This window comes from Pseudocitrobacter sp. 2023LY-00077 (genome assembly GCF_055796175.1).
On sequence record NZ_JBSPEI010000020.1, the window covers coordinates 1 to 22,484 of the forward strand.

The 22,484-nt window shown below is 51.8% G+C and carries 19 protein-coding genes and 1 rRNA gene; 13 read left to right on the top strand and 7 right to left on the bottom strand.

The window, feature by feature from the left end; all coding sequences use genetic code 11:
• Nucleotide 1: 1 nt before the first annotated feature.
• Nucleotides 2-117 (top strand): 5S ribosomal RNA (gene rrf / locus ACWWFX_RS20965).
• Between the two features lie 172 nt (nucleotides 118-289).
• Here rrf and mobB read toward each other — a convergent pair.
• Nucleotides 290-796, bottom strand: a complete 507-nt coding sequence (mobB, locus tag ACWWFX_RS20970) for a molybdopterin-guanine dinucleotide biosynthesis protein MobB (protein ID WP_276219312.1) — start codon at nucleotides 794-796, stop codon at nucleotides 290-292.
• Nucleotides 793-1,320, bottom strand: coding sequence for a molybdenum cofactor guanylyltransferase MobA (gene mobA, locus ACWWFX_RS20975; RefSeq protein ID WP_456147533.1), 528 nt, complete (start codon nucleotides 1,318-1,320; stop codon nucleotides 793-795). The genes mobB and mobA overlap by 4 nt, the downstream gene beginning before the upstream one ends.
• 113 nt (nucleotides 1,321-1,433) lie before the next feature.
• Here mobA and ACWWFX_RS20980 point away from each other — a divergent pair, with 113 nt between their 5' ends.
• The 4 genes from ACWWFX_RS20980 to ACWWFX_RS20995 all read left to right on the top strand — a co-directional run bounded on the left by ACWWFX_RS20980 (nucleotide 1,434) and on the right by ACWWFX_RS20995 (nucleotide 5,047).
• Nucleotides 1,434-1,703 (top strand): YihD family protein, encoded by a 270-nt coding sequence (locus ACWWFX_RS20980; protein ID WP_015966571.1) that lies wholly within the window; start codon nucleotides 1,434-1,436, stop codon nucleotides 1,701-1,703.
• A gap of 77 nt (nucleotides 1,704-1,780) precedes the next feature.
• Nucleotides 1,781-2,767 carry a serine/threonine protein kinase gene (locus tag ACWWFX_RS20985; protein WP_276219309.1) on the top strand — a complete coding sequence of 329 codons (987 nt, stop codon included), beginning with the start codon at nucleotides 1,781-1,783 and terminating at the stop codon, nucleotides 2,765-2,767.
• 27 nt (nucleotides 2,768-2,794) lie between these two features.
• On the top strand, nucleotides 2,795-3,418 hold the full coding sequence (gene dsbA / locus ACWWFX_RS20990; RefSeq protein ID WP_149464275.1) for a thiol:disulfide interchange protein DsbA: 624 nt from the start codon (nucleotides 2,795-2,797) through the stop codon (nucleotides 3,416-3,418).
• Nucleotides 3,419-3,577: 159 nt separating this feature from the next.
• On the top strand, nucleotides 3,578-5,047 hold the full coding sequence (locus tag ACWWFX_RS20995; RefSeq protein ID WP_473224699.1) for a DUF945 family protein: 1,470 nt from the start codon (nucleotides 3,578-3,580) through the stop codon (nucleotides 5,045-5,047).
• Between the two features lie 44 nt (nucleotides 5,048-5,091).
• On the opposite strand, the gene ACWWFX_RS21000 is transcribed toward ACWWFX_RS20995, so the two are convergent.
• The gene (locus ACWWFX_RS21000) at nucleotides 5,092-5,997 is read right to left on the bottom strand and encodes an acyltransferase (RefSeq protein WP_231825838.1); all 906 of its coding nucleotides are present in this window, start codon (nucleotides 5,995-5,997) and stop codon (nucleotides 5,092-5,094) included.
• Nucleotides 5,998-6,393: 396 nt separating this feature from the next.
• On the opposite strand from ACWWFX_RS21000, the gene polA reads away from it, so the two are divergent.
• Entirely contained in the window at nucleotides 6,394-9,186 is a 2,793-nt protein-coding gene (gene polA, locus ACWWFX_RS21005) for a DNA polymerase I (RefSeq protein ID WP_473224700.1), read from the top strand.
• Between the two features lie 165 nt (nucleotides 9,187-9,351).
• On the top strand, nucleotides 9,352-9,399 hold the full coding sequence (gene spfP, locus ACWWFX_RS21010; RefSeq protein ID WP_071892919.1) for a small protein SpfP: 48 nt from the start codon (nucleotides 9,352-9,354) through the stop codon (nucleotides 9,397-9,399).
• A 120-nt stretch (nucleotides 9,400-9,519) separates the two neighbouring features.
• Here spfP and yihA read toward each other — a convergent pair whose 3' ends face one another.
• Nucleotides 9,520-10,155: a ribosome biogenesis GTP-binding protein YihA/YsxC gene (yihA, locus tag ACWWFX_RS21015; RefSeq protein ID WP_276219303.1), complete on the bottom strand. Its 636-nt coding sequence runs from the start codon at nucleotides 10,153-10,155 to the stop codon at nucleotides 9,520-9,522.
• Nucleotides 10,156-10,740: 585 nt separating this feature from the next.
• Between yihA and yihI the strand changes: the two genes are divergently transcribed.
• Together yihI and hemN are read left to right on the top strand one after the other, a co-directional pair.
• Entirely contained in the window at nucleotides 10,741-11,247 is a 507-nt protein-coding gene (yihI, locus tag ACWWFX_RS21020; RefSeq protein WP_473224701.1) for a Der GTPase-activating protein YihI, read from the top strand.
• A gap of 188 nt (nucleotides 11,248-11,435) precedes the next feature.
• A complete protein-coding gene (hemN, locus tag ACWWFX_RS21025) occupies nucleotides 11,436-12,809 on the top strand; it encodes an oxygen-independent coproporphyrinogen III oxidase (protein WP_276219299.1) in 1,374 nt (457 codons plus the stop codon).
• An 87-nt stretch (nucleotides 12,810-12,896) separates the two neighbouring features.
• On the opposite strand, the gene glnG is transcribed toward hemN, so the two are convergent.
• The 3 genes from glnG to glnA form a co-directional block, all read right to left on the bottom strand.
• Nucleotides 12,897-14,306 (bottom strand): nitrogen regulation protein NR(I), encoded by a 1,410-nt coding sequence (glnG, locus tag ACWWFX_RS21030; protein WP_473224702.1) that lies wholly within the window; start codon nucleotides 14,304-14,306, stop codon nucleotides 12,897-12,899.
• A gap of 9 nt (nucleotides 14,307-14,315) precedes the next feature.
• A complete protein-coding gene (gene glnL / locus ACWWFX_RS21035) occupies nucleotides 14,316-15,365 on the bottom strand; it encodes a nitrogen regulation protein NR(II) (RefSeq protein WP_015966561.1) in 1,050 nt (349 codons plus the stop codon).
• A gap of 193 nt (nucleotides 15,366-15,558) precedes the next feature.
• Nucleotides 15,559-16,968, bottom strand: a complete 1,410-nt coding sequence (gene glnA / locus ACWWFX_RS21040) for a glutamate--ammonia ligase (protein WP_015966560.1) — start codon at nucleotides 16,966-16,968, stop codon at nucleotides 15,559-15,561.
• A 380-nt stretch (nucleotides 16,969-17,348) separates the two neighbouring features.
• Here glnA and typA point away from each other — a divergent pair, with 380 nt between their 5' ends.
• The 4 genes from typA to ACWWFX_RS21060 all read left to right on the top strand — a co-directional run bounded on the left by typA (nucleotide 17,349) and on the right by ACWWFX_RS21060 (nucleotide 22,462).
• Nucleotides 17,349-19,172: a ribosome-dependent GTPase TypA gene (gene typA / locus ACWWFX_RS21045; protein ID WP_276219293.1), complete on the top strand. Its 1,824-nt coding sequence runs from the start codon at nucleotides 17,349-17,351 to the stop codon at nucleotides 19,170-19,172.
• 221 nt (nucleotides 19,173-19,393) lie between these two features.
• Nucleotides 19,394-20,104, top strand: a complete 711-nt coding sequence (locus ACWWFX_RS21050; protein WP_473224703.1) for a GntR family transcriptional regulator — start codon at nucleotides 19,394-19,396, stop codon at nucleotides 20,102-20,104.
• A 7-nt stretch (nucleotides 20,105-20,111) separates the two neighbouring features.
• Nucleotides 20,112-21,092: a sugar phosphate isomerase/epimerase family protein gene (locus tag ACWWFX_RS21055; protein WP_473224704.1), complete on the top strand. Its 981-nt coding sequence runs from the start codon at nucleotides 20,112-20,114 to the stop codon at nucleotides 21,090-21,092.
• A 104-nt stretch (nucleotides 21,093-21,196) separates the two neighbouring features.
• The gene (locus tag ACWWFX_RS21060) at nucleotides 21,197-22,462 is read left to right on the top strand and encodes an MFS transporter (protein ID WP_149464263.1); all 1,266 of its coding nucleotides are present in this window, start codon (nucleotides 21,197-21,199) and stop codon (nucleotides 22,460-22,462) included.
• Nucleotides 22,463-22,484 lie beyond the last annotated feature (22 nt).

Here is a 22,484-nt window from a genome sequence, read left to right on the forward strand (position 1 = left end):
GCCTGGCGGCACTAGCGCGGTGGTCCCACCTGACCCCATGCCGAACTCAGAAGTGAAACGCCGTAGCGCCGATGGTAGTGTGGGGTCTCCCCATGCGAGAGTAGGGAACTGCCAGGCATCAAATAAAGCAGAAGGCCATCCGAAAGGATGGCCTTTTTGCGCTGGTGCGGAAAAAACCTGCCGGATGGCGGCTGCGCCTTATCCGGCCTACAAAAGAACAAAACCCACCGAATGGCACGAACCCGTAGGCCCTGTAAGCGCAGCGCCACCGGGCAACAACTCGCACAATTCACAACATCCGCATCCACTGCACAACAAAATCCGCGATCCCCTCGACGTCATTAATATCCAATAACGGCACATCCACACTGAGCGAAATATCACTGGCCACGGCTATTACATGCGCATCGATCACCAGATCTTCCGGCTTATGCCCGGCATCCTCACGAAACAACACAATCTTCGCGATCTCCTCGTGCTTGAATCCCTCCACCAGAATTAAATCCAGCGTTGATGCATCCATTCTGCTGGCCAGGAATACGAGATCCAGCTCCTCTTCCTCCGGCGTCTCCGTCATTAGCGCCCAGCGCTGTTTGCTGGCAACCAGCGTCTGCGCCGCGCCTGCTTTACGTAATTCGTAACTATCCTTGCCTGGCTTATCCACATCCATATTGTGGTGCGTATGCTTTATAAGCCCCGGACGTATCCCGCGCTGACATAGCTCTGGGATCAACTGCTTAAGGAGAGTTGTTTTACCGGTCCCGCTCCATGCCGCTATCGCTAATAAGGGAATCATGAGTGCGCCTCAAACCAGGCCAAATCCTCCAGCGTATTCACGTTACTGAACGCTTCCCGGCAATCGCTAAAATCGACCGCATGCCCGCCGGCCTCGCGCATAAAGACCATCACACGTCGGTCGCCGCGTGCAAGATAGGCTTCAATATCCGCAGCAATTCGCCGATGGGCTAATGCAATCGCGGGGTGATCGCGGTCGCCATCATGAACCCACACCACCGGCGCTTCATTACGCTGGGATTGTAGACGTTCAGCCAGATGGGCAGGAATAAACGGCGTATCACAGGGGCAGAACAGGAACCACTCGCCCTCAGCTTGCCTGATGACAGAAGCCATCCCGGCAAGCGGCCCCGGAAAGTCGGCAAGCGTATCCTGATAAACGGGAAAACCGCTGGCCTGATACACCGAAATATTGCGATTAGCGCTGATCGCCACGGCGCTCACCTGCGGCTGTAAACGATCCGCCACATGTTTCCACAGCGGTTTCCCATGCAGCGTCATTAACCCCTTATCCTGCCCGCCCATTCGTGATGCTTTACCGCCCGCCAGCACGACGCCCGTTATATTCACTATATCGCCTCTTTTATTGTGGGTTTGACCCTGCTACCGTGTGTTAATCAAGAGTAAGGAGCACGACCATGAAATGTAAACGTCTGAATGAAGTTATTGAACTCCTCCAGCCAGCCTGGCAGAAAGAGCCGGAACTGAACCTGATGCAATTTTTGCAGAAACTGGCGAAGGAGTCAGGTTATGAGGGTGAACTGGCGGATTTAACGGATGATATTCTGATCTATCACCTGAAAATGCGCGACTCGGCGAAGGATGCGGTGATCCCCGGTATTCAGAAAGATTATGAAGAAGACTTCAAAACAGCTTTGTTACGCGCCCGTGGCGTGATTAAAGAGTAAAAGGTTGTAAGCACCACCACGGAAAGCGCTACGAAATGATATCCTGAACTATTCGTATAGTTAGTCGGATTGGCAGGATGAACGACAAGGCTTTCACTTTTCAGACATTGCACCCGGATACCATCATCGATGCGTTATTCGATCAAGGTATTCGGGTAGATTCTGGCCTTACCCCGTTAAACAGCTATGAAAACCGGGTTTATCAATTTCAGGATGAAGATCGCCGCCGTATGGTGGTGAAGTTCTATCGCCCCGAACGCTGGTCGGCTGACCAAATTCTGGAAGAACATCTCTTCGCCCAGGAACTTCTTAATGATGAAGTGCCTGTTGCCGCCCCCATCGCTTTCAACAACAAAACGCTGCTGACCCATCAGGGGTTTTACTTCGCCGTATTCCCAAGCCTGGGAGGCCGCCAGTTTGAATCTGATAATCTGGACCAAATGGAGTGGGTTGGGCGGTATCTGGGCCGTTTGCACCAAACCGGCCGTAAGTCGCGCTTTGTAGCCCGTCCGGAAATTGGCGTGAAAGAGTATCTTATTGAGCCGCGCGCCGTTTTTGAACATTCCGCTCTGGTTCCCGCCGCGTTGAAAGAACGTTTTCTTAAAGCGACCGATGACCTCATTGACGCCGTAATGGCGCAGTGGCATGGCCGCTTTAACACACTGCGCCTGCACGGTGATTGCCATGCCGGTAATATTCTCTGGCGTGACGGGCCACTGTTTGTTGATTTGGATGATGCGCGCACTGGCCCGGCCGTACAGGATCTGTGGATGTTGCTGAATGGCGATCGTGCCGAGCAGCGGATGCAGATGGAGATGATTGTTGAAGCCTATGAGGAGTTCAGCAATTTTAATCTGGATGAGCTGGCTCTCATTGAGCCTTTACGCGCGATGCGATTGGTTTATTATCTTGCGTGGATTATCAGGCGCTGGGATGACCCTGCGTTTCCTCAGAATTTCCCCTGGCTTACCGGGGAAGATTTCTGGCTGCGGCAGATTTCGATATTTATTGAGCAGGTGAAGGTTCTTCAGGAACCCCCTCTTCAGTTAACGCCAATGTATTAATTTGACATATTCAGGAGAGAATTCGTTATGAAAAAAATTTGGCTTGCGCTGGCAGGTATGATTCTGGCATTCAGCGCTTCCGCTGCTCAGATCACCGACGGCAAACAATACACTACCCTCGATAAACCGGTTGCCGGCGAGCCGCAGGTGCTGGAGTTCTTCTCGTTCTACTGCCCGCACTGCTATCAGTTTGAAGAAGTGCTGCATGTTTCCGATACTGTGAAACAGAAACTGCCGGAAGGCACCAAAATGACCAAATACCACGTTGAGTTCCTGGGCCCATTGGGCAAAGACCTGACTCAGGCGTGGGCAGTTGCAATGGCACTGGGCGTGGAAGATAAAATCACTGCGCCGATGTTTGAAGCCATTCAGAAAACACAGACCGTCCAGAACGTTGCCGATATCCGTAAGGTCTTCGTCGATGCGGGCGTGAAAGGTGAAGAATACGATGCCGCATGGAACAGCTTTGTGGTGAAATCTCTGGTAGCACAGCAGGAAAAAGCGGCCGCTGATCTGCAACTGCAAGGTGTTCCGGCGATGTTTGTTAACGGCAAATATCAGCTGAATCCGCAGGGTATGGATGCCAGCAATATGGAAATCTTTGTTCAGCAGTATGCTGATACCGTAAAACAACTTATTGAGAAAAAATAAGTTTAATTAATAATATATAAGGCTCGCAAATTATTGCGGGCCTTTTTTACACCCCTAAAATAAATACATTCTGATAATTCGCTTTTAAGTCTAACAAATATACAGGCCCCGGATATTCTTTTATATAATGCCTGTACATATTTATTAGGGATGATTGTCATGAAAAAGAGTGTCGTAGCGGCGGGCGTAGTGGTTGCTTTGGGTGTGTGTTGGATGGGTAGCGCATGGTATACCGGTAAACAGATCGAACCGAAAGTTGCTGATTTTGTTTCTGCGTTTAATCAGGCCAGTAAAGTGAAATCGCCACAAATGGGGATGACATTAAGCTACAAGGATTTTTCCAGCGGCATGCTGAGTTCTCATTTCCAGGTGGTGCTGACGTTTGAACATGGCGCAGAAGCCAGCGGTATCAAAGCCGGGCAAAACGTTGCGTTTAATGTTGATGTAGACCATGGTCCTTTCCCGCTTTCCTCGCTGGCAAAAGGACGTTTCGGGCCTGCCATGGCGGCGATGAACGTGTCGCTGGTTAACGGTGAAATCACCAAACCGCTTTTTGATGCGGCAAAAGGGCGCTCGCCAATCGATGCAAATATTCGTGCAAGTTATGATAAATCCATTGCGACCCAGCTTGTAGTGGCACCTGCTTCCTATGCAGATACTAAAACAACATTTGCTTTTGACGGTGGCGAATTTAATTTATCTGGTGATAAATTATCGCTTGCTGATGTGCAGATTGATGGACAATTAAAGAACATCGTTATTAGCCAGGATAGCAATGACGTCAAAGTTTATTCAGACTCAATGACGATGACATCTACCGGCCATACGGCTGATGATAATATCCCGGTTGGGAGCGTGAATATTGCGTTAAATAATATTCATGTAAATGCAAAGGGTAAAGATATCGTACAGATTAACGCCATGACAGCAACAACGGCTATGGCATTATCCAGTGATAAAAAACACATTAACTACACCCAGGAATATGGCATCAAAGATTTGACGCGTGAAAAACAGAATCTGGGAAGCGGTAAAATTGCGCTGCTCTTAGATAATCTCGATCCTGCCGCGATTCGCCAGTTGTTCACGGATTATAATATGGAACTCAGTAAGGCTATGGTGGCGAATCCTGCGCTGAGTGAAGATGAAGACGCGATGAGTGAGCTCAGTCTGAAGCTGCTCCAGAAGTACATTGCCAACATTCAGAAAAGCGAGCCAGTCATCAAATTACCGATTAGCTGGAAAAATGAGAAAGGCGAAATGACCGCTAATCTTAATATCGCCATTGCCGACCCGGCCAAAGCCACCTTCACACCGGGTACGTTAACCGAATCCGTTGACCAGAATGTCAAAACCATTACGGCTAACGTCATGCTGCCTCTGGATGTTTTCACCTACACCGCTAAGCAAATAAAGCTGGCGGAGGGTAAGGATGACGCTGCCGCACAAAAACAGGCTGAGAAAGATGTTAAAAATGCCACTACAATTGGCAAGATGATGGATCTTATCAGCGTAGACGACAAAGCGGCGAAGCTTGATTTTGAATATCAGCAGGGCAACGTTGTCTTTAATGGCAAAGAGATGACAGCGGAAGAGTTTATGGCGCGGGGCGGTCGTTTCCTGCAATAAGCGGATTACCTCGCCTCCTGTCATTCTGGAGGCGAGGCTAGATATTATTTCTTCTGCGGGTGCGGCGTAATGAGTGACGTCAGCAGCGTATCTTTTTCTTCCCACAGGGTATTCAGCCACTGCTGGAAACGGCGCTTAAAGTTCTTATCTGAGACGTAATCACCGTGTAACTCCTCGGCCACCGGCAGCAGATTCACGCGTACCACTATGCGCGTCAGTTTTCCGCTCAGCATGTCAAAGAACGGGCTATCGTTGTTTTCCGGGTAACACAGCGTCACATCGAGCAACTTATCGAACTGCGCACCCAGCACGCCCAGCGCCATCGCAATACCGGCAGCTTTTGGCGGCAGCAGATTTTTATACGGCGAGCGGGTCTGGCGGCGCTTCTCTTCGGTAAAGCGTGAGCCTTCGACAAAATTCACGATAGTGGTGGGATGCGTGCGAAATTTCTCGCAGGAGCGGCGCGTGGTTTCAACATCTTTTCCGCGACGCTCCGGATGGCGGATGAGATAGCTGTGCGAGTAGCGGCGCATGAATGGCATATCCAGCGCCCAGCAGGCCAGACCGATAAACGGAACCCAGGCCAGTTGCTGTTTCAGGAAATACTTATTCATCGGAATATGCTTACGGAAAATCACGCACAGCACCACGATGTCGGCCCAGCTGTGGTGATTACAGATAAGCAGATACCAGTTCTTTTTGTTCAGCTTTTCCAGGCCCTCAATTTCCCACTTCAGATGCGGGTTGAGATGCAGCAGCGCCGCCAGGCCTTCACACCAGCAGTACATCATAAAATTGCAAAAAACGGAGACGGAACGCCAGATTGCCGGGATGGGCAAAATAAGCTTAACAAGCCCGGCGATGATGATCGGCACGGAACACAATATGGTCAGTAAAATAGTAAGCGCGATACTTATGGGAAGCGTTATCGCCGCGAGCAATCTCGACATAATTAGTTTATTCAGATAGTTAGTCATTTAACGCGCGCAGGCAAAACGCACAAGGGGCTGATTTTATCAGAAAACACACCTAATGACGGGTCTTACCAGAACAGAAAAATAACCTCTGCTTATATCCACACAGGATAAATTGTCACCACATCTTGTTTTGTGTTGGCGATCATTGCATAACTATATGAAAAATAGAATCTATTTATGGATTGCATAGACATAAATGATCACATGTTATTAGCATAATAAAACTATGCACAAAGTTATCCACAGATTTGATTTGCGAGTGATCCAGAAGATCTGCAAATCTTTTCGCGTAAATGGGGCGAAAAACTCATGTTTTCATGCTGTCTGTGGCATCCTTTAACCATAATCTGATAAACAGGCACGGAAATTATGGTTCAGATCCCCGAAAATCCCCTTATCCTCGTTGATGGCTCCTCGTATCTTTACAGGGCGTATCATGCTTTCCCACCGCTGACCAATGGCGCAGGCGAACCGACCGGCGCGATGTATGGCGTGCTGAATATGCTGCGCAGCCTGTTGCTGCAATATCAGCCGACGCACGCGGTCGTGGTGTTTGATGCGAAGGGTAAAACCTTCCGTGACGAACTGTTTGAGGATTACAAATCTCACCGCCCACCGATGCCTGACGATCTGCGTGCGCAGATCGAGCCGCTGCACGCGATGGTAAAAGCCATGGGGCTTCCGTTGATGGCGGTATCGGGCGTCGAAGCGGATGATGTGATCGGCACGCTGGCGCGCGAAGCGGAAGCGGCGGGTCGCCCGGTGTTGATCAGCACCGGTGATAAAGATATGGCGCAGCTGGTTACGCCGGGTATCACCCTGATTAACACCATGACCAACACCATTCTTGGCCCGGATGAGGTGGTGACCAAGTACGGCGTGCCGCCGGAACTCATCATCGACTTCCTCGCGCTGATGGGCGACTCCTCGGATAACATTCCTGGCGTGCCGGGCGTGGGCGAAAAAACCGCGCAGGCGCTGCTTCAGGGCCTGGGGGGGCTGGATACCCTCTATGCTGAGTCGGATAAAATTGCCGGGCTGAGCTTCCGTGGTGCGAAAACCATGGCCGCTAAGCTTGAGCAGAACAAAGAGGTGGCGTATCTCTCCTATAAACTCGCGACCATCAAAACTGACGTAGAACTGGAACTGACCTGCGAACAGCTGGAAGTGAAACCGCCAGCCGCAGAAGAATTACTGGGTCTGTTTAAAAAGTACGAATTTAAACGCTGGATCACTGATGTCGAATCCGGCAAATGGTTGCAGGCGAAGGGCGCGAAGCCGACAAAATCCGCCGCCAAACCTGCGGAAACCATCGTGGTGGAAGAGGAAGTCGAAACCACCGCCACCCTGAGCGCCGATAACTACGTCACGATCCTGGACGAGGCGACCCTGCTTGACTGGATTGAGAAGCTGAAAAAAGCACCGTTGTTTGCTTTCGATACGGAAACGGACAGCCTCGATAATGTCTCTGCCAATATGGTTGGCCTGTCGTTCGCAACCGAACCGGGCGTTGCCGCATATGTGCCAGTGGCGCACGATTATCTTGACGCGCCAGAACAGATTTCCCGCGAACGCGCGCTGGAACTGCTCAAGCCACTGCTGGAAGATGAAAAATGCCTGAAAGTCGGGCAGAACCTGAAATATGACCGCGGGATCCTCGCTAACTACGGTATTGAACTGCGCGGGATTGCCTATGACACCATGCTGGAATCCTACACGCTGGATAGCGTTGCGGGCCGTCACGACATGGACAGCCTTTCTGACCGCTGGTTGAAGCATAAAACCATCACCTTTGAAGAGATCGCCGGCAAAGGTAAGAAGCAACTGACCTTCAACCAGATCGCACTGGAAGAAGCGGGCCGCTATGCGGCGGAAGATGCCGACGTCACGCTGCAACTGCATCTGAAAATGTGGCCAAAGCTGCAAAAGGAGAAGGGGCCGCTGAGCGTCTTCGAAAATATCGAGATGCCGCTGGTGCCGGTGCTGTCGCGCGTGGAACGCAATGGCGTGAAGATCGACCCGGCAGTGCTGCATGCGCATTCGCAGGAGATTGCGAAACGGCTGGTGGAGCTGGAGCAGAAAGCCTTTGAGGTCGCTGGTGAAGAGTTTAACCTCTCCTCGCCAAAGCAGCTGCAAACCATTCTGTTTGAAAAACAGGGCATTAAACCGCTGAAGAAAACGCCGGGCGGCGCACCGTCTACGTCGGAAGAAGTGCTGGAAGAGCTGGCGCTGGATTATCCACTGCCAAAAGTCATTCTTGAGTATCGTGGCCTGGCGAAGCTGAAATCCACCTATACCGACAAGCTACCGTTGATGATTAACCCGAAAACCGGGCGCGTGCACACTTCTTATCATCAGGCTGTCACCGCAACCGGGCGTCTCTCCTCGACGGATCCGAACCTGCAAAACATTCCGGTACGTAATGATGAAGGGCGTCGTATTCGCCAGGCGTTTATTGCGCCGAAAGATTACGTGATTGTCTCTGCGGACTACTCACAAATCGAGCTGCGTATTATGGCGCACCTGTCGCGTGATAAGGGCCTGCTGACCGCGTTTGCGGAAGGGAAAGATATCCACCGCGCGACGGCGGCGGAAGTTTTTGGCTTGCCATTAGAGAGTGTAAGCAGCGAACAGCGCCGCAGCGCGAAGGCGATTAACTTCGGTTTGATCTACGGCATGAGCGCTTTTGGCCTCTCTCGCCAGCTCAACATTCCGCGTAAAGAGTCGCAGAAGTATATGGATCTCTACTTCGAGCGTTACCCTGGCGTACTGGAGTATATGGAGCGTACCCGCGCACAGGCGAAAGATCAGGGCTACGTTGAAACGCTGGATGGCCGTCGTCTTTACCTTCCGGACATCAAATCCAGCAACGGCGCGCGTCGTGCCGGGGCTGAACGAGCCGCGATCAACGCCCCAATGCAGGGCACTGCCGCCGATATCATCAAGCGAGCGATGATTGCTGTGGATGCCTGGCTTGAGAGCGAAAAACCGCGCGTGCGCATGATCATGCAGGTGCACGATGAACTGGTGTTCGAAGTGCATAAAGATGATGTGTATGCCGTGTCGAAAAAAATCCATGAACTGATGGAAAACAGCACCCAACTGGATGTGCCATTGCTGGTGGAAGTGGGCAGCGGCGAAAACTGGGATCAGGCGCACTAAGCTTTCCGCGACCAAGCGCTTTTTTGGTAAGTAAGCAACATAACTTATAGCGTTTTGTGATGAACATTAGAATTCGCTATGTAATGAGTGAAAAAAAACTACAAAAAGTGCTTTCTGTGACCAAAAAAAAAGAGTAGAGTTAGTCGCGTAGGGTACAGAGGTAAGATGTTCTATCTTTCAGACCTTTTACTTCACGTAATCGGATTTGGCTGAATATTTTAGCCGCCCCGGTCAGTAATGACCGGGGCGTTTTTTATTGGGCGAAAGAAAAGCCGCCGGATGGCAGCTTTACGTGAAATCCGGGTCGGGCAAGCGTGCCCGACGACAGAATGATTACTCTTCGGCTTCTTCAGCCGCCACTTCCGGCGGGATCTCACTAAACCAGGTGTCCAGCTTCTGACGCAGCTTATCCACACCCTGCTTTTTCAGCGATGAAAACGCTTCAACCTGCACGTCACCGTTAAAGGCGAGCACGGCTTCGCGTACCATATTAACCTGCGCTTTACGCGCACCGCTGGCGAGCTTATCGGCTTTGGTCAGCAATACCAGCACTTCAATTTCACTGTCTACGGCCCACTGAATCATCTGTTGATCGAGATCTTTCAGCGGATGGCGGATGTCCATCAGGATAACAATCCCTTTCAGACACAGGCGTTTTTCCAGGTATTCACCCAGCGCACGCTGCCATTTGATTTTCATCTCTTCCGGCACTTCAGCGTAACCGTAGCCCGGTAAGTCGACCAGACGTTTACCGTCAGCCACTTCAAACAGGTTAATCAACTGCGTACGGCCCGGCGTCTTTGACGTACGGGCCAGACTTTTTTGGTTGGTCAGCGTATTCAGCGCGCTGGACTTTCCGGCGTTGGAGCGGCCCGCAAATGCCACTTCAATTCCGGTATCGGAAGGTAAATGGCGGATATCTGGCGCGCTGGTCACAAAGTGCGTCAGTTGGTAATTCCAGTTAGTCAAAACGGTCGTCTCCGTTAAATCAGGCAATGCTGGCGATTATACCCGATCGGTAAAAAAAGGCTGATTTTCCTCAGCGAGTCTACAGGATGTAAGCAAAACCCCTACAGTTTGTGAGATATTGCCCATAAACCCTATGCGAAATTTCAGAGAAGTTTGAGAAGGAAAAATCGGTAAAAATAGATAAATCATAGAGTTAATGTTGGGGAAAACTCTGATTTTATATTTATGTGCCGTTTCGCTGCTTGTTAGTTTAGCTCAACAAGGTAAAGTATCACTCATTGGCGAGGACGCCGGAAGGATTTCTAACTCAGGATGAGGGTCAGGAGCGCCAGGAGGCGAAGACTTAGGATTGTCAGGATGACAAACGTCCGGAGACGTAGAGAAAGGAAATGGAATCGTACAGGGATCGTTCCAGGCTGAAGGAAAGACAGGGTGTGTCGGTAGCTAACATGGAATGTAGCGCCCGTTAAGGGTGGAGAGTCAGGAAAAAGGCGACAGATTACTCTGTCGCCTTTTTTCTTTGTTGGTATTCTGCTAGATTCCGCCTCAATTCTATACTGAATAAAACGGCCATAAGACGACACCATGAAAAAACCAACATCTGCACCGCGTGCCAAAACACGCCGCAAAACCCGCGAAGAACTGGACCAGGAAGCGCGCGATCGTAAGCGCCAGAAGAAACATCGTGGCCATACGCCGGGCAGCCGTGCAAGTAGCAGCGGTGAATCTGGACGCGCGGGCCAAAAAGGTCAGGAAAAAGATCCCCGTATTGGCAGTAAAAAACCTGTTCAGCTGGGCGCTACCGCTGTGCAGACAACCCCTCGTCAGCAAAAACCAAAAAGCGAGAAACCTATGCTTTCACCGCAGGCTGAGCTGGAGCAGTTAGAAACGGATGAGCGTTTGGATGCGCTGCTGGAACGCCTGGAAGAAGGCGGAAAACTGAATGCTGAAGAGCAAAGCTGGGTCGATGCCAAACTGGATCGTATCGACGAGCTGATGCAGCAGCTTGGCCTCTCCTACGACGATGACGAAGAAGAAGAGGAAGAAGAGGGCAAGGAAGACATGATGCGTCTGCTTAAGGGCGGAAACTAACGTTTGCACGCAGTTGGTTTCCCGGTCCTGCTTATAACCCTTCTGGTTATATGTTATCTGGTGTGGTTATTCGTTAAACTACAACGGTTGTCGCGGCGTCAAAAACGGCTGCGCAACCGGTTAATGGCTCAACAAGGAGCCAGGCCGGCACGCCGTCGTCGTTAGCGACGTCACTGGAAGGAGTAAGCATGTCTGTGCAGTTAATCGACTGGGATCTGGCCCTGATCCAGAAATATAACTATTCCGGGCCACGTTACACTTCGTATCCCACCGCGCTGGAATTTTCCGACGCGTTTGGCGAGAGCGAGTTTCTGAATGCGGTTGCGCGTTATCCCGAGCGGCCGCTGTCGCTGTACGTGCATATCCCGTTCTGCCATAAGCTCTGCTATTTCTGCGGCTGCAATAAAATTGTCACTCGCCAGCAGCATAAAGCCGATCAGTATCTCGACGCGCTGGAGCAGGAAATTCGCCACCGCGCACCGTTGTTCACCCAACGCAATGTCACCCAGCTGCACTGGGGCGGCGGCACGCCAACCTATCTGAATAAAGCGCAAATTACTCGCCTGATGACGCTGCTGCGCGAGAACTTCCACTTTACCGCCGACGCCGAGATCTCGATTGAAGTTGACCCGCGCGAAATCGAACTGGACGTGATCGACCATCTGCGCGCCGAAGGATTTAACCGCCTGAGCATGGGCGTGCAGGACTTCAACAAAGAAGTTCAGCGTCTGGTAAATCGCGAACAGGATGAAGAATTTATCTTCGCGTTGCTGAATCACGCACGCGAGATCGGCTTCACCTCCACCAACATTGACCTGATCTACGGCCTGCCAAAACAGACGCCGGAAAGCTTTGCCTTTACGCTTAAACGTGTAGGTGAGCTCAACCCGGATCGCCTGAGCGTCTTTAACTATGCGCACCTGCCGACGCTGTTTGCCGCGCAGCGCAAAATTAAAGATGCCGATTTACCTTCCGCCCAGCAGAAGCTGGATATTCTTCAGGAAACCATCTCGTCGCTCACTGATGCCGGTTACCAGTTTATCGGTATGGACCACTTCGCCCGTCCGGATAACGAGCTGGCCGTTGCTCAGCGTGAAGGCGTGCTGCATCGTAACTTCCAGGGCTACACCACGCAGGGCGATACCGACCTGCTCGGCATGGGCGTCTCGGCGATCAGCATGATTGGCGACTGCTACGCGCAGAACCAGAAAGAGCTGAAACTCTATTATCAGCAGGTTGATGAACGCGGCGATGCGCTGTGGCGCGGGATTGCCCTAACCCGCGATGACTGCATTCGTCGTGACGTGATTAAGGCGCTGATTTGTAATTTCCGCCTGGATTACGCCGCCGTTGAGCAGCAGTGGGATCTGAATTTTGCCGACTATTTTGCGGAAGATTTAAAACTGCTGGCGCCGCTGGCGAAAGATGGGCTGGTGGATGTGGATGAAAAAGGAATCCAGGTGACGCCAAAAGGTCGTCTGTTGATTCGTAATATCTGTATGTGCTTCGATGCCTATTTGCGCCAGAAAGCGCGGATGCAGCAGTTCTCTCGTGTGATTTAAGTTATTGCCCGGTGGCGCATACCGGGCCTACAACGCCTCGTTGTTTGTAGGCCGGATAAGCGAAGCGCCATCCGGCGCAACGCTGTGCTACTCCATCCCCAGCTCTTTCAGCTTGCGCGTCAGGGTATTACGCCCCCAACCCAGCAAACGTGCGGCTTCCTGTTTATGCCCCTGAGTATGACGCAGCGCGGTTGTCAGCAGCGTACGCTCCATTTCCGGCTGCGCTTCCGATAACAGGTTTTGATGACCGGAACGCAGGGCACGATCGGCCCATTGCGCCAGCAGCGTCGCCCAGTTATCAGGCTGGGTTTGGGTCGTACCATCCGGAACAGTGGTTTCAAACAGTTCGCTCGGCAAATCTTGGATCAATACTTCCTGGCCTGCGGCCATCACTGTCAGCCAGCGACAGGTGTTTTCCAGCTGGCGCACGTTGCCAGGCCACGCCAGACGCGTTAACGCGGCTTCGGTTTCAGGGTGCAACAGTTTAACCTCCACACCCAGTTCGCGAGCGGCGACTTGCAGGAAGTGGCGCGCCAGGCGCGGAATATCCTCCCGACGCTCGCGCAGCGGCGGCAGATGCACGCGAATGACGTTCAGGCGGTGGAATAAATCCTCACGAAATTTCCCCTCCTGCACGCGCAGCTCCAGGTTCTGGTGGGTCGCTGCGATGATACGCACATCCACTTTCACCGGCGCATAGCCACCGACGCGGTAAAACTGCCCGTCGGCCAGTACGCGCAGCAAACGGGTCTGTACATCGTTGGGCATGTCGCCAATTTCATCGAGAAACAGCGTGCCGCCGTCTGCCTGCTCAAAACGCCCCTGACGCACGGTATTAGCACCGGTGAACGCGCCTTTCTCGTGACCAAAAAGCTCGGATTCAATCAAATCTTTCGGTATCGCCGCCATGTTCAGGGCGATAAACGGCGCTTTCGCGCGTGGGCTGTGGCGATGCAGCGCATGCGCGACGAGCTCTTTACCGGTACCGGATTCACCGTTAATCAGCACGCTTATTGATGACCGGGAGAGTCGCCCGATAATGCGAAAGACGTCCTGCATCGCTGGCGCTTCACCGATAATATCGGCGGTAGGCCCGAACGCGGGCACATCGCGCGGCTGCTGCTGTTCCTGATAGTGGCTGATGGCACGTTCAACCAGCGCCACCGCCTCATCGATATCGAACGGTTTGGGCAGGTAATCGAATGCGCCTTGTTGATAAGCGCTGACCGCCGCATCCAGATCCGAATGGGCCGTCATTATGATGACCGGAAGCATCGGGTGACGCTGTTTAATCTGTTTGAGCAGCGCAAGGCCGTCCATGCCCGGCATACGAATATCCGACAGCAGCACGTCCGGCGTTTTGGTGGTGAGCGCGTCCAGCACCTCGTTGCCGCTTTCAAATGTAGTACAGCTTAAGCCCGCCCCGGTGAGTGCGCGTTCAAGCACCCAACGGATGGAGCTATCGTCATCTACGACCCAGACTATCCCTCGTTGCATAAACACACCTTATTTTCGAATTGGCAGGTAAACCGAGAACTCGGTATGGCCTGGCCAACTGGTAAATTCAATTTTTCCGGAATGCTGATCGATCAGGCTACGGGCGATGGATAAACCCAGCCCGGTGCCGCCTTCGCGGCCACTTACCATCGGATAGAACAGCGTGTCCTGTAAATGGGACGGAATGCCCGGCCCGTTATCTTCAACGTCAATGCGTGCCGCCAGGCGATAGCGCTCACCGTGTAGCGTCAGCTGGAACGCGGTGCGGGTACGCAGAATGATTTCGCCGCCTTCTGGCCCTAACGCCTGCAATGCATTGCGTACAATATTCAGCAAAACTTGCTCAATCTGGTCGGGATCGTGCGGTAACTCCGGCAAACTCGGATCGTAATCACGCACCAGCCGCACGTTATCCGGCAGCTCCATCGACACCAGCGAAAAGACGCGTTCGGCCACTTTGTGGATGCTTTCGGTCACGTGCATGCCCGGCTGTTGCGGCCCCAGCAGTCGGTCGACCAGGTTGCGCAGGCGGTCGGCCTGCTCAATGATCATTTTGGTGTATTCAGTGAGCGACGGGTCAGGTAGCGCTCTGCTTAACAGCTGTGCTGCGCCGCGTAAGCCGCCGAGCGGGTTTTTAATCTCATGGGCTAAGCCACGGACTAAATCGCGTGCTGCAATCTGCTGGGCGTGCTGTAGCTGCTCCTGGCTCAAACGACGTTGGTTATCCATCGGGGCCATCTCCAGCAAAATAAAGCCGTCAGGTAGCCGCTGAGCCGTCAGAGAGAGGATATGCGAGCGTCCGTCGATCACCAGCGTTACTTCGTTATCCGTGAAGCCCTGGCCCGTTTGCAGGCTCTCCTGCATCAAACCGATATTCAGCGAGAAATAGCTCAGCAGTTCCGGTAACGGCGTACCGAACAGTTTTCGCGAGCTTTGCGCCAGCAGCTGCTGCGCCGCCGGATTGGCGTAATGCACCGCCAGGTCGTCATCGACCAGCAGAATGCTATTAATTAAAGAATTGAGGATCTGCCCAGCATCGGGCAGCGCGCCGGTTGCCATTTAGCAGTCTCCTTAGATTGCACTGTTTTAGTGCATTATAGCTGGATGGACGGGAAAAAGGCGCTAACTACGCGTTTTTGTGGAGAAAAAAGCCCATCCAGAGATGGGCTAAAAGTTCCACGGCAACAACTTACTCAGCTTGTTCTTGCCGCCAGGCGGCGACAAGAAGTGGGCGGAGAATGACTAACTTAAATTAAACGCTGTAGTACAGCTCGAACTCTACCGGGTGCGGAGTCATGCGCACACGGTCATCTTCTTCTCGGCGCAGCGCGATGTAAGCATCGATGGATTCGTCAGTGAACACACCACCGGCTTTCAGGAACTCGCGGTCCAGATCCAGCTCTTTCAGTGCTTCTTCCAGAGAACCAGCAACCTGTGGGATCTCTTTCGCTTCTTCCGGCGGCAGGTCATACAGGTTTTTGTCCATCGCTTCGCCCGGATGGATTTTGTTCTTGATACCGTCAAGGCCAGCCATCAGCAGTGCTGCGAAGCACAGGTACGGGTTAGCTGCCGGGTCCGGGAAGCGCACTTCGATACGACGCGCTTTCGGGCTGGTAACAACCGGAATACGGATGGAAGCAGAACGGTTACGGGCAGAGTAAGCCAGCATAACCGGTGCTTCGTAACCCGGGACCAGACGTTTGTAGGAGTTGGTGGTCGGGTTCGCCAGGGCGTTGATCGCTTTCGCGTGTTTGATAACACCACCGATGTAGTGCAGCGCCTGCTCAGACAGACCCGCGTATTTGTCGCCAGAGAACAGGTTTACGCCGTTCTTGGAGAGAGACATGTGGCAGTGCATACCGGAACCGTTATCGCCGAACATCGGTTTTGGCATGAAGGTCGCGGTTTTACCGAAACGGTGCGCAACGTTGTGAACGACATATTTGTAGATCTGAATTTCGTCCGCTTTTTTGGTCATGGTGTTGAAGCGGGTCGCGATTTCGTTCTGACCTGCCGTTGCCACTTCGTGGTGGTGAGCTTCAACAACCAGGCCCATTTCTTCCATGATCATACACATGGTAGAACGGATATCCTGGGAGGAATCGACCGGCGGAACCGGGAAGTAACCGCCTTTCACGCCCGGACGGTGACCTTTGTTACCACCTTCATATTTGGTGGAAGAGTTCCACGCGCCTTCGATATCGTCGATAGCCACGTGAGAACCGGAAATGGATGCGCCGAAGCGGATGTCGTCAAACAGGAAGAATTCTGGTTCTGGCCCGAACAGTACGGTGTCGGCAATGCCAGTGGAGCGCAGGTATTCTTCAGCGCGTTTCGCGATGGAGCGCGGGTCACGGTCATAGCCCTGCAGGGTACCTGGTTCCAGGATATCGCAGCGGATGATCAGTGTTGGTTCTTCGTAGAACGGGTCAATGAGTGCGGTAGATGCGTCCGGCATCAGAACCATGTCAGATTCGTTAATGCCTTTCCAGCCGCCGATAGAGGAGCCGTCAAACATTTTGCCTTCTTCAAAGAATTCGGCATTAACCTGATGGGAAGGGATAGTGACGTGCTGTTCTTTACCTTTGGTATCGGTGAAGCGCAGATCGACAAACTTCACTTCGTGCTCATTCAGCATCGTCAAAACGTGTTCAGCGGACATACTTTACATCTCCCGGATTTGTCATTGTCGTCGTGGTAACGAGGTCTTCAAACACTTCTTAAAAGTGGCGTTGTTGCCCTGAAATTTATAAAGCGAAATCTGTGCCAACTTTTAAATTACCCCCAAAAGGCGCTATCATGCGCATCATAGTGCAAAAGGGCTGCACCACGATGGTGTCATTGCACCAGTATAGTGCTTATATGTGAACATAGAGCACCATATTGGTGCAATTTGCGTTAAGGTGCCCTTTTTTCGCTCCGTGAAAGCGATCACAAAGGAACTCTGCAATACTTGTTTGCGGAGGATGTTTGTGATCCTGTTTTGTACTGCGATTAATCCGTGTACAATAACGCGCTATTTCTAATGCCCGAGGCAAAGTTGTGATCGAAAATTTGCGTAACATCGCCATCATCGCGCACGTTGACCATGGTAAAACTACCCTGGTTGATAAGCTGCTGCAGCAATCCGGTACGTTTGATGCACGTGCCGAAACTCAAGAGCGTGTGATGGACTCCAACGATTTGGAGAAAGAGCGTGGGATTACCATCCTCGCGAAAAACACCGCTATCAAATGGAATGACTACCGTATCAACATCGTTGATACCCCAGGGCACGCCGACTTCGGTGGTGAAGTTGAACGTGTAATGTCCATGGTAGACTCCGTGCTGCTGGTCGTTGACGCATTTGACGGCCCGATGCCGCAGACGCGCTTCGTGACCAAGAAAGCCTTTGCCTATGGCCTGAAACCTATTGTTGTTATCAACAAAGTTGACCGCCCTGGCGCGCGTCCTGACTGGGTTGTTGACCAGGTCTTTGACCTGTTCGTTAACCTTGATGCGACCGACGAACAGCTGGACTTCCCGATCGTTTACGCATCTGCGCTGAACGGTATCGCGGGTCTGGATCACGAAGACATGGCTGAAGACATGACCCCGCTGTATCAGGCGATTGTTGACCATGTTCCTGCGCCGGACGTCGATCTCGACGGTCCTCTGCAGATGCAGATCTCCCAGCTGGACTACAACAGCTATGTGGGTGTTATCGGTATCGGCCGTATCAAACGCGGTAAAGTGAAACCGAACCAGCAAGTGACTATCATCGATAGCGAAGGCAAAACCCGTAACGGTAAAGTCGGTAAAGTGCTGGGCCATCTGGGTCTGGAACGTATCGAAACCGACGTGGCTGAAGCTGGCGACATCATCGCTATTACCGGTCTGGGTGAGCTGAACATCTCTGACACCATTTGCGACACGCAAAATGTGGAAGCGCTGCCAGCCCTGTCCGTTGATGAACCGACCGTTTCTATGTTCTTCTGCGTAAACACCTCTCCGTTCTGCGGTAAAGAAGGTAAATACGTCACGTCTCGCCAGATCCTTGATCGTCTGAACAAAGAACTGGTCCACAACGTGGCGCTGCGCGTAGAAGAAACGCCGGATGCTGACGCATTCCGCGTGTCTGGTCGTGGTGAACTGCACCTGTCTGTTCTTATCGAAAACATGCGTCGTGAAGGTTTCGAAATGGCGGTTTCCCGTCCGAAAGTTATCTTCCGCGAAATCGATGGCCGTAAACAAGAGCCGTTCGAAAACGTCACGCTGGACGTTGAAGAACAACATCAGGGTTCTGTGATGCAGGCTCTGGGTGAGCGTAAAGGCGACCTGAAAAACATGAATCCAGATGGCAAAGGCCGCGTACGTCTCGACTACGTGATCCCAAGCCGTGGTCTGATCGGCTTCCGTTCAGAATTCATGACCATGACTTCCGGTACCGGTCTGCTGTACTCCACCTTCAGCCACTACGACGATATCCGTCCGGGTGATGTGGGTCAGCGCCAGAACGGTGTACTGATCTCTAACGGCCAGGGTAAAGCAGTTGCGTTCGCACTGTTCAGCCTGCAGGACCGCGGTAAGCTGTTCCTGGGCCACGGTGCTGAAGTTTATGAAGGCCAGATCATCGGTATTCACAGTCGTTCTAACGACCTGACTGTAAACTGCCTGACCGGTAAGAAACTGACCAACATGCGTGCGTCTGGTACAGACGAAGCAACGGTTCTGGTTCCGCCGGTTAAAATGACGCTGGAACAGGCTCTTGAGTTCATCGATGACGACGAACTGGTAGAAGTTACCCCAACTTCTGTCCGTATCCGTAAACGTCACCTGACCGAGAACGACCGTAAACGCGCGATGCGCGGTGCGAAAGAAGAGTAATCCTCCTCTTTAACGTATGAAAAACCTGCCAGCGATGGCAGGTTTTTTTTTGCCTTCACATCACGGCAAGCGCCTTTTTATCCCCCTTTTAAATGCAGGGTTACTGCTTAAGAGAGCTTTGTCACAATTATCCGCAAAGTTCTGCGGCGCTGTTTGCGTTCGTTTTCGCCGTGAGCGTAAGATGCATCATCTGGTTTAAACCAATAGGATTAAAACAAGCAATGACGGAAAATCAGTCCACCGTTGAGAATGCCAAAGAGAAGTTAGATCGGTGGTTAAAAGATGGCATTACCACGCCGGGCGGAAAGCTCCCTTCTGAAAGAGAGTTGTGCGAGCTGCTGGGCATCAAACGTATGACGCTGCGCCGGGCATTGTTGAACCTTGAGGCGGAATCAAAAATCTTCCGCAAAGACCGTAAAGGCTGGTTCGTCACGCAACCGCGTTTCAATTACAGCCCCGAGCTGTCGGCAAGCTTTCAACGCGCGGCCATTGAGCAGGGTAGAGAGCCCTCATGGGGATTTACGGAGAAAACCCGTATTACGGATCTGCCGGAAATGCTGCTGCCTCTGACGGCGGCGACGCCCTCTGAGACGCTTTATCGCGTAACAGGGTGGGGCGCGCTGGAAGGCCATAAAGTCTTCTATCACGAAACGTATATCAATCCTGAAGTGGCGCCAGGCTTTATCGATCAACTTGAAAACCACTCTTTTTCCTCGGTTTGGGAAAAATGCTATCAAAAAGAGACCATCGTAAAAAAATTAGTGTTTAAACCCGTCAGAATGCCGGGTGATATCAGTAAATATCTGGGTGGCTCTGCCGGCATGCCCGCTATTTTAATTGAAAAGCACCGGGCCGACCGGAATGGCAATATTGTACAAGTAGACATTGAATATTGGCGGTTTGAGGCGGTTGACCTCATCATTAATCTGTAGGTGTTTTATGCTCACAATAAATAACGCAACAAAAATTCTACAACGTGTCGATAATCTTCCTCTTTATCTGCATGCCTATGCGTATCATTTAAATATGCGTCTTGAACGTGTATTACCGGGTAACTTGCTGGATATTGCTTATGAGAATCAGCTACGTGGTGTAAAAATTCACGTACTGGATGGCGAGCGCTTCTCGCTGGAAAATATGAGTGATAGCGAACTGACTGCTTTTGGTGAGAAAGCCCGCCAGCTCAATCTGGATGTGCATATCGAAACCAGCGCTTCCGATAAAAAAGCGATCGATCTGGCTGCCGGCATTGCCTTAAAAACGGGCGCGTCATCGGTCCGTTTCTATCCGCGCTACGAAGGGCATTTGCAGCAAGTGATGTCGGTGATTGCCCGTGATATCGCGTACATTCGCGATACATATCAGGACAGCGGATTGACCTTCACTCTTGAACAGCATGAAGACCTGAAGAGCCACGAGCTGGCGACGCTTATTCAAGACAGCGGGATGGATTCTCTCTCCTTACTGTTTGATTTTGCAAACATGATTAACGCCAACGAACATCCTTTGGACGCGTTAAAAACCATGTCCCCGCATATCACCCAGGTGCATATTAAAGATGCGCTGATCGTCAATGAAGACGGCGGACTGGGCCATAAAGCCTGTATTTCCGGGCAGGGTGACATGCCATTCAAAGATCTGTTAACCAACCTTATCTGCCTGGGTGATGAAGAACCGCAGGTGATGGCTTACGGCCTGGAAGAAGAGGTGGATTACTATGCTCCGGCATTTCGTTTTGAACACGAAGGTGATAACCCGTGGATCCCCTATCGTCAAATGAGTGAAACGCCATTACCTGAACAAAGTGCGCTGGACGCTCGGTTGAGTAAAGAAAAGCAGGATGCGGTGAATCAGATAAATTATGTTCGGAGCGTGTTGCAACAAATAAAACAAGAGGCGACGCATCTTCTAAACCACTAATAAGCTTTAAATTTATTAGCAGTTAATAAAAACCATCTTATAAGGATGGCCGGTATCCTATTGCCTTTTAAGACAGCGATTTAAAAAATCGCATAGGGGATGTTATGCTCACGAAAAAGAAATGGGCGTTATTTAGTCTGTTAACGCTCTGCGGCGGTACGATTTATAAATTACCTTCACTGAAAGATGCGTTTTATATTCCGATGCAGGAGTATTTCCATTTGACCAATGGTCAAATAGGTAATGCGATGTCGGTGAACTCATTTGTTACGACCATCGGCTTTTTCCTCTCAATCTATTTTGCCGACAAACTGCCGCGTAAATACACCATGTCTTTTTCGCTCATCGCGACGGGTTTACTGGGCGTTTATTTGACGACCATGCCGGGATACTGGGGCATCCTTTTTGTCTGGGCGCTGTTTGGTGTCACCTGCGACATGATGAACTGGCCGGTACTGCTGAAATCGGTAAGCCGGCTGGGTAACAGTGAACAGCAGGGCCGTCTGTTTGGTTTCTTTGAAACGGGGCGCGGCATCGTCGATACCGTTGTCGCATTCTCCGCACTGGCCGTCTTCGCCTGGTTCGGCAGTGGCTTATTGGGCTTCAAGGCGGGTATCTGGTTCTATTCCATCATCGTGATTGCCGTCGGCGTTATCATCTTCTTCGTGCTGAATGACAAAGAAGAGGCGCCGTCGGTTGAGGTGACAAAGGACGAAGACGCCAGCAAAAACACCAGCATGACGTCGGTTTTGAAAGACAAAACCATCTGGCTCATTGCCTTCAACGTCTTCTTTGTGTACGCGGTGTACTGCGGCCTGACGTTCTTCATTCCGTTCCTGAAAAACATCTACATGCTGCCCGTCGCGCTGGTGGGCGCGTATGGCATTATTAACCAGTACTGCCTGAAAATGATCGGCGGACCCGTTGGTGGCATGATTTCTGACAAAATCCTGAAATCACCCAGCAAATACCTGTGCTACACCTTTGTGATCAGCACCGTGGCACTGATTCTGCTGATTATGCTGCCGCATGAAAGTATGCCGGTTTACCTCGGCATGATGTGCACATTGGGCTTTGGCGCGATCGTCTTCACCCAGCGTGCCGTCTTCTTTGCGCCGATTGGCGAAGCGAAAATCGCCGAAAACCAGACCGGTGCCGCGATGGCGCTCGGCAGCTTCATCGGCTACGCCCCGGCGATGTTCTGCTTTAGCCTCTACGGCTACATTCTGGATTTAAACCCGGGGATCGTCGGCTACAAGATCGTGTTTGGCATCATGGCCTGCTTCGCCTTTTGCGGCGCGGTGGTCTCGGTGATGCTGGTTAAGCGCATTAGCCAGCGTAAGAAAGAGATGCTGGCGGCGGAGGCTTGATAAATGAACGGATGCAGCGTTT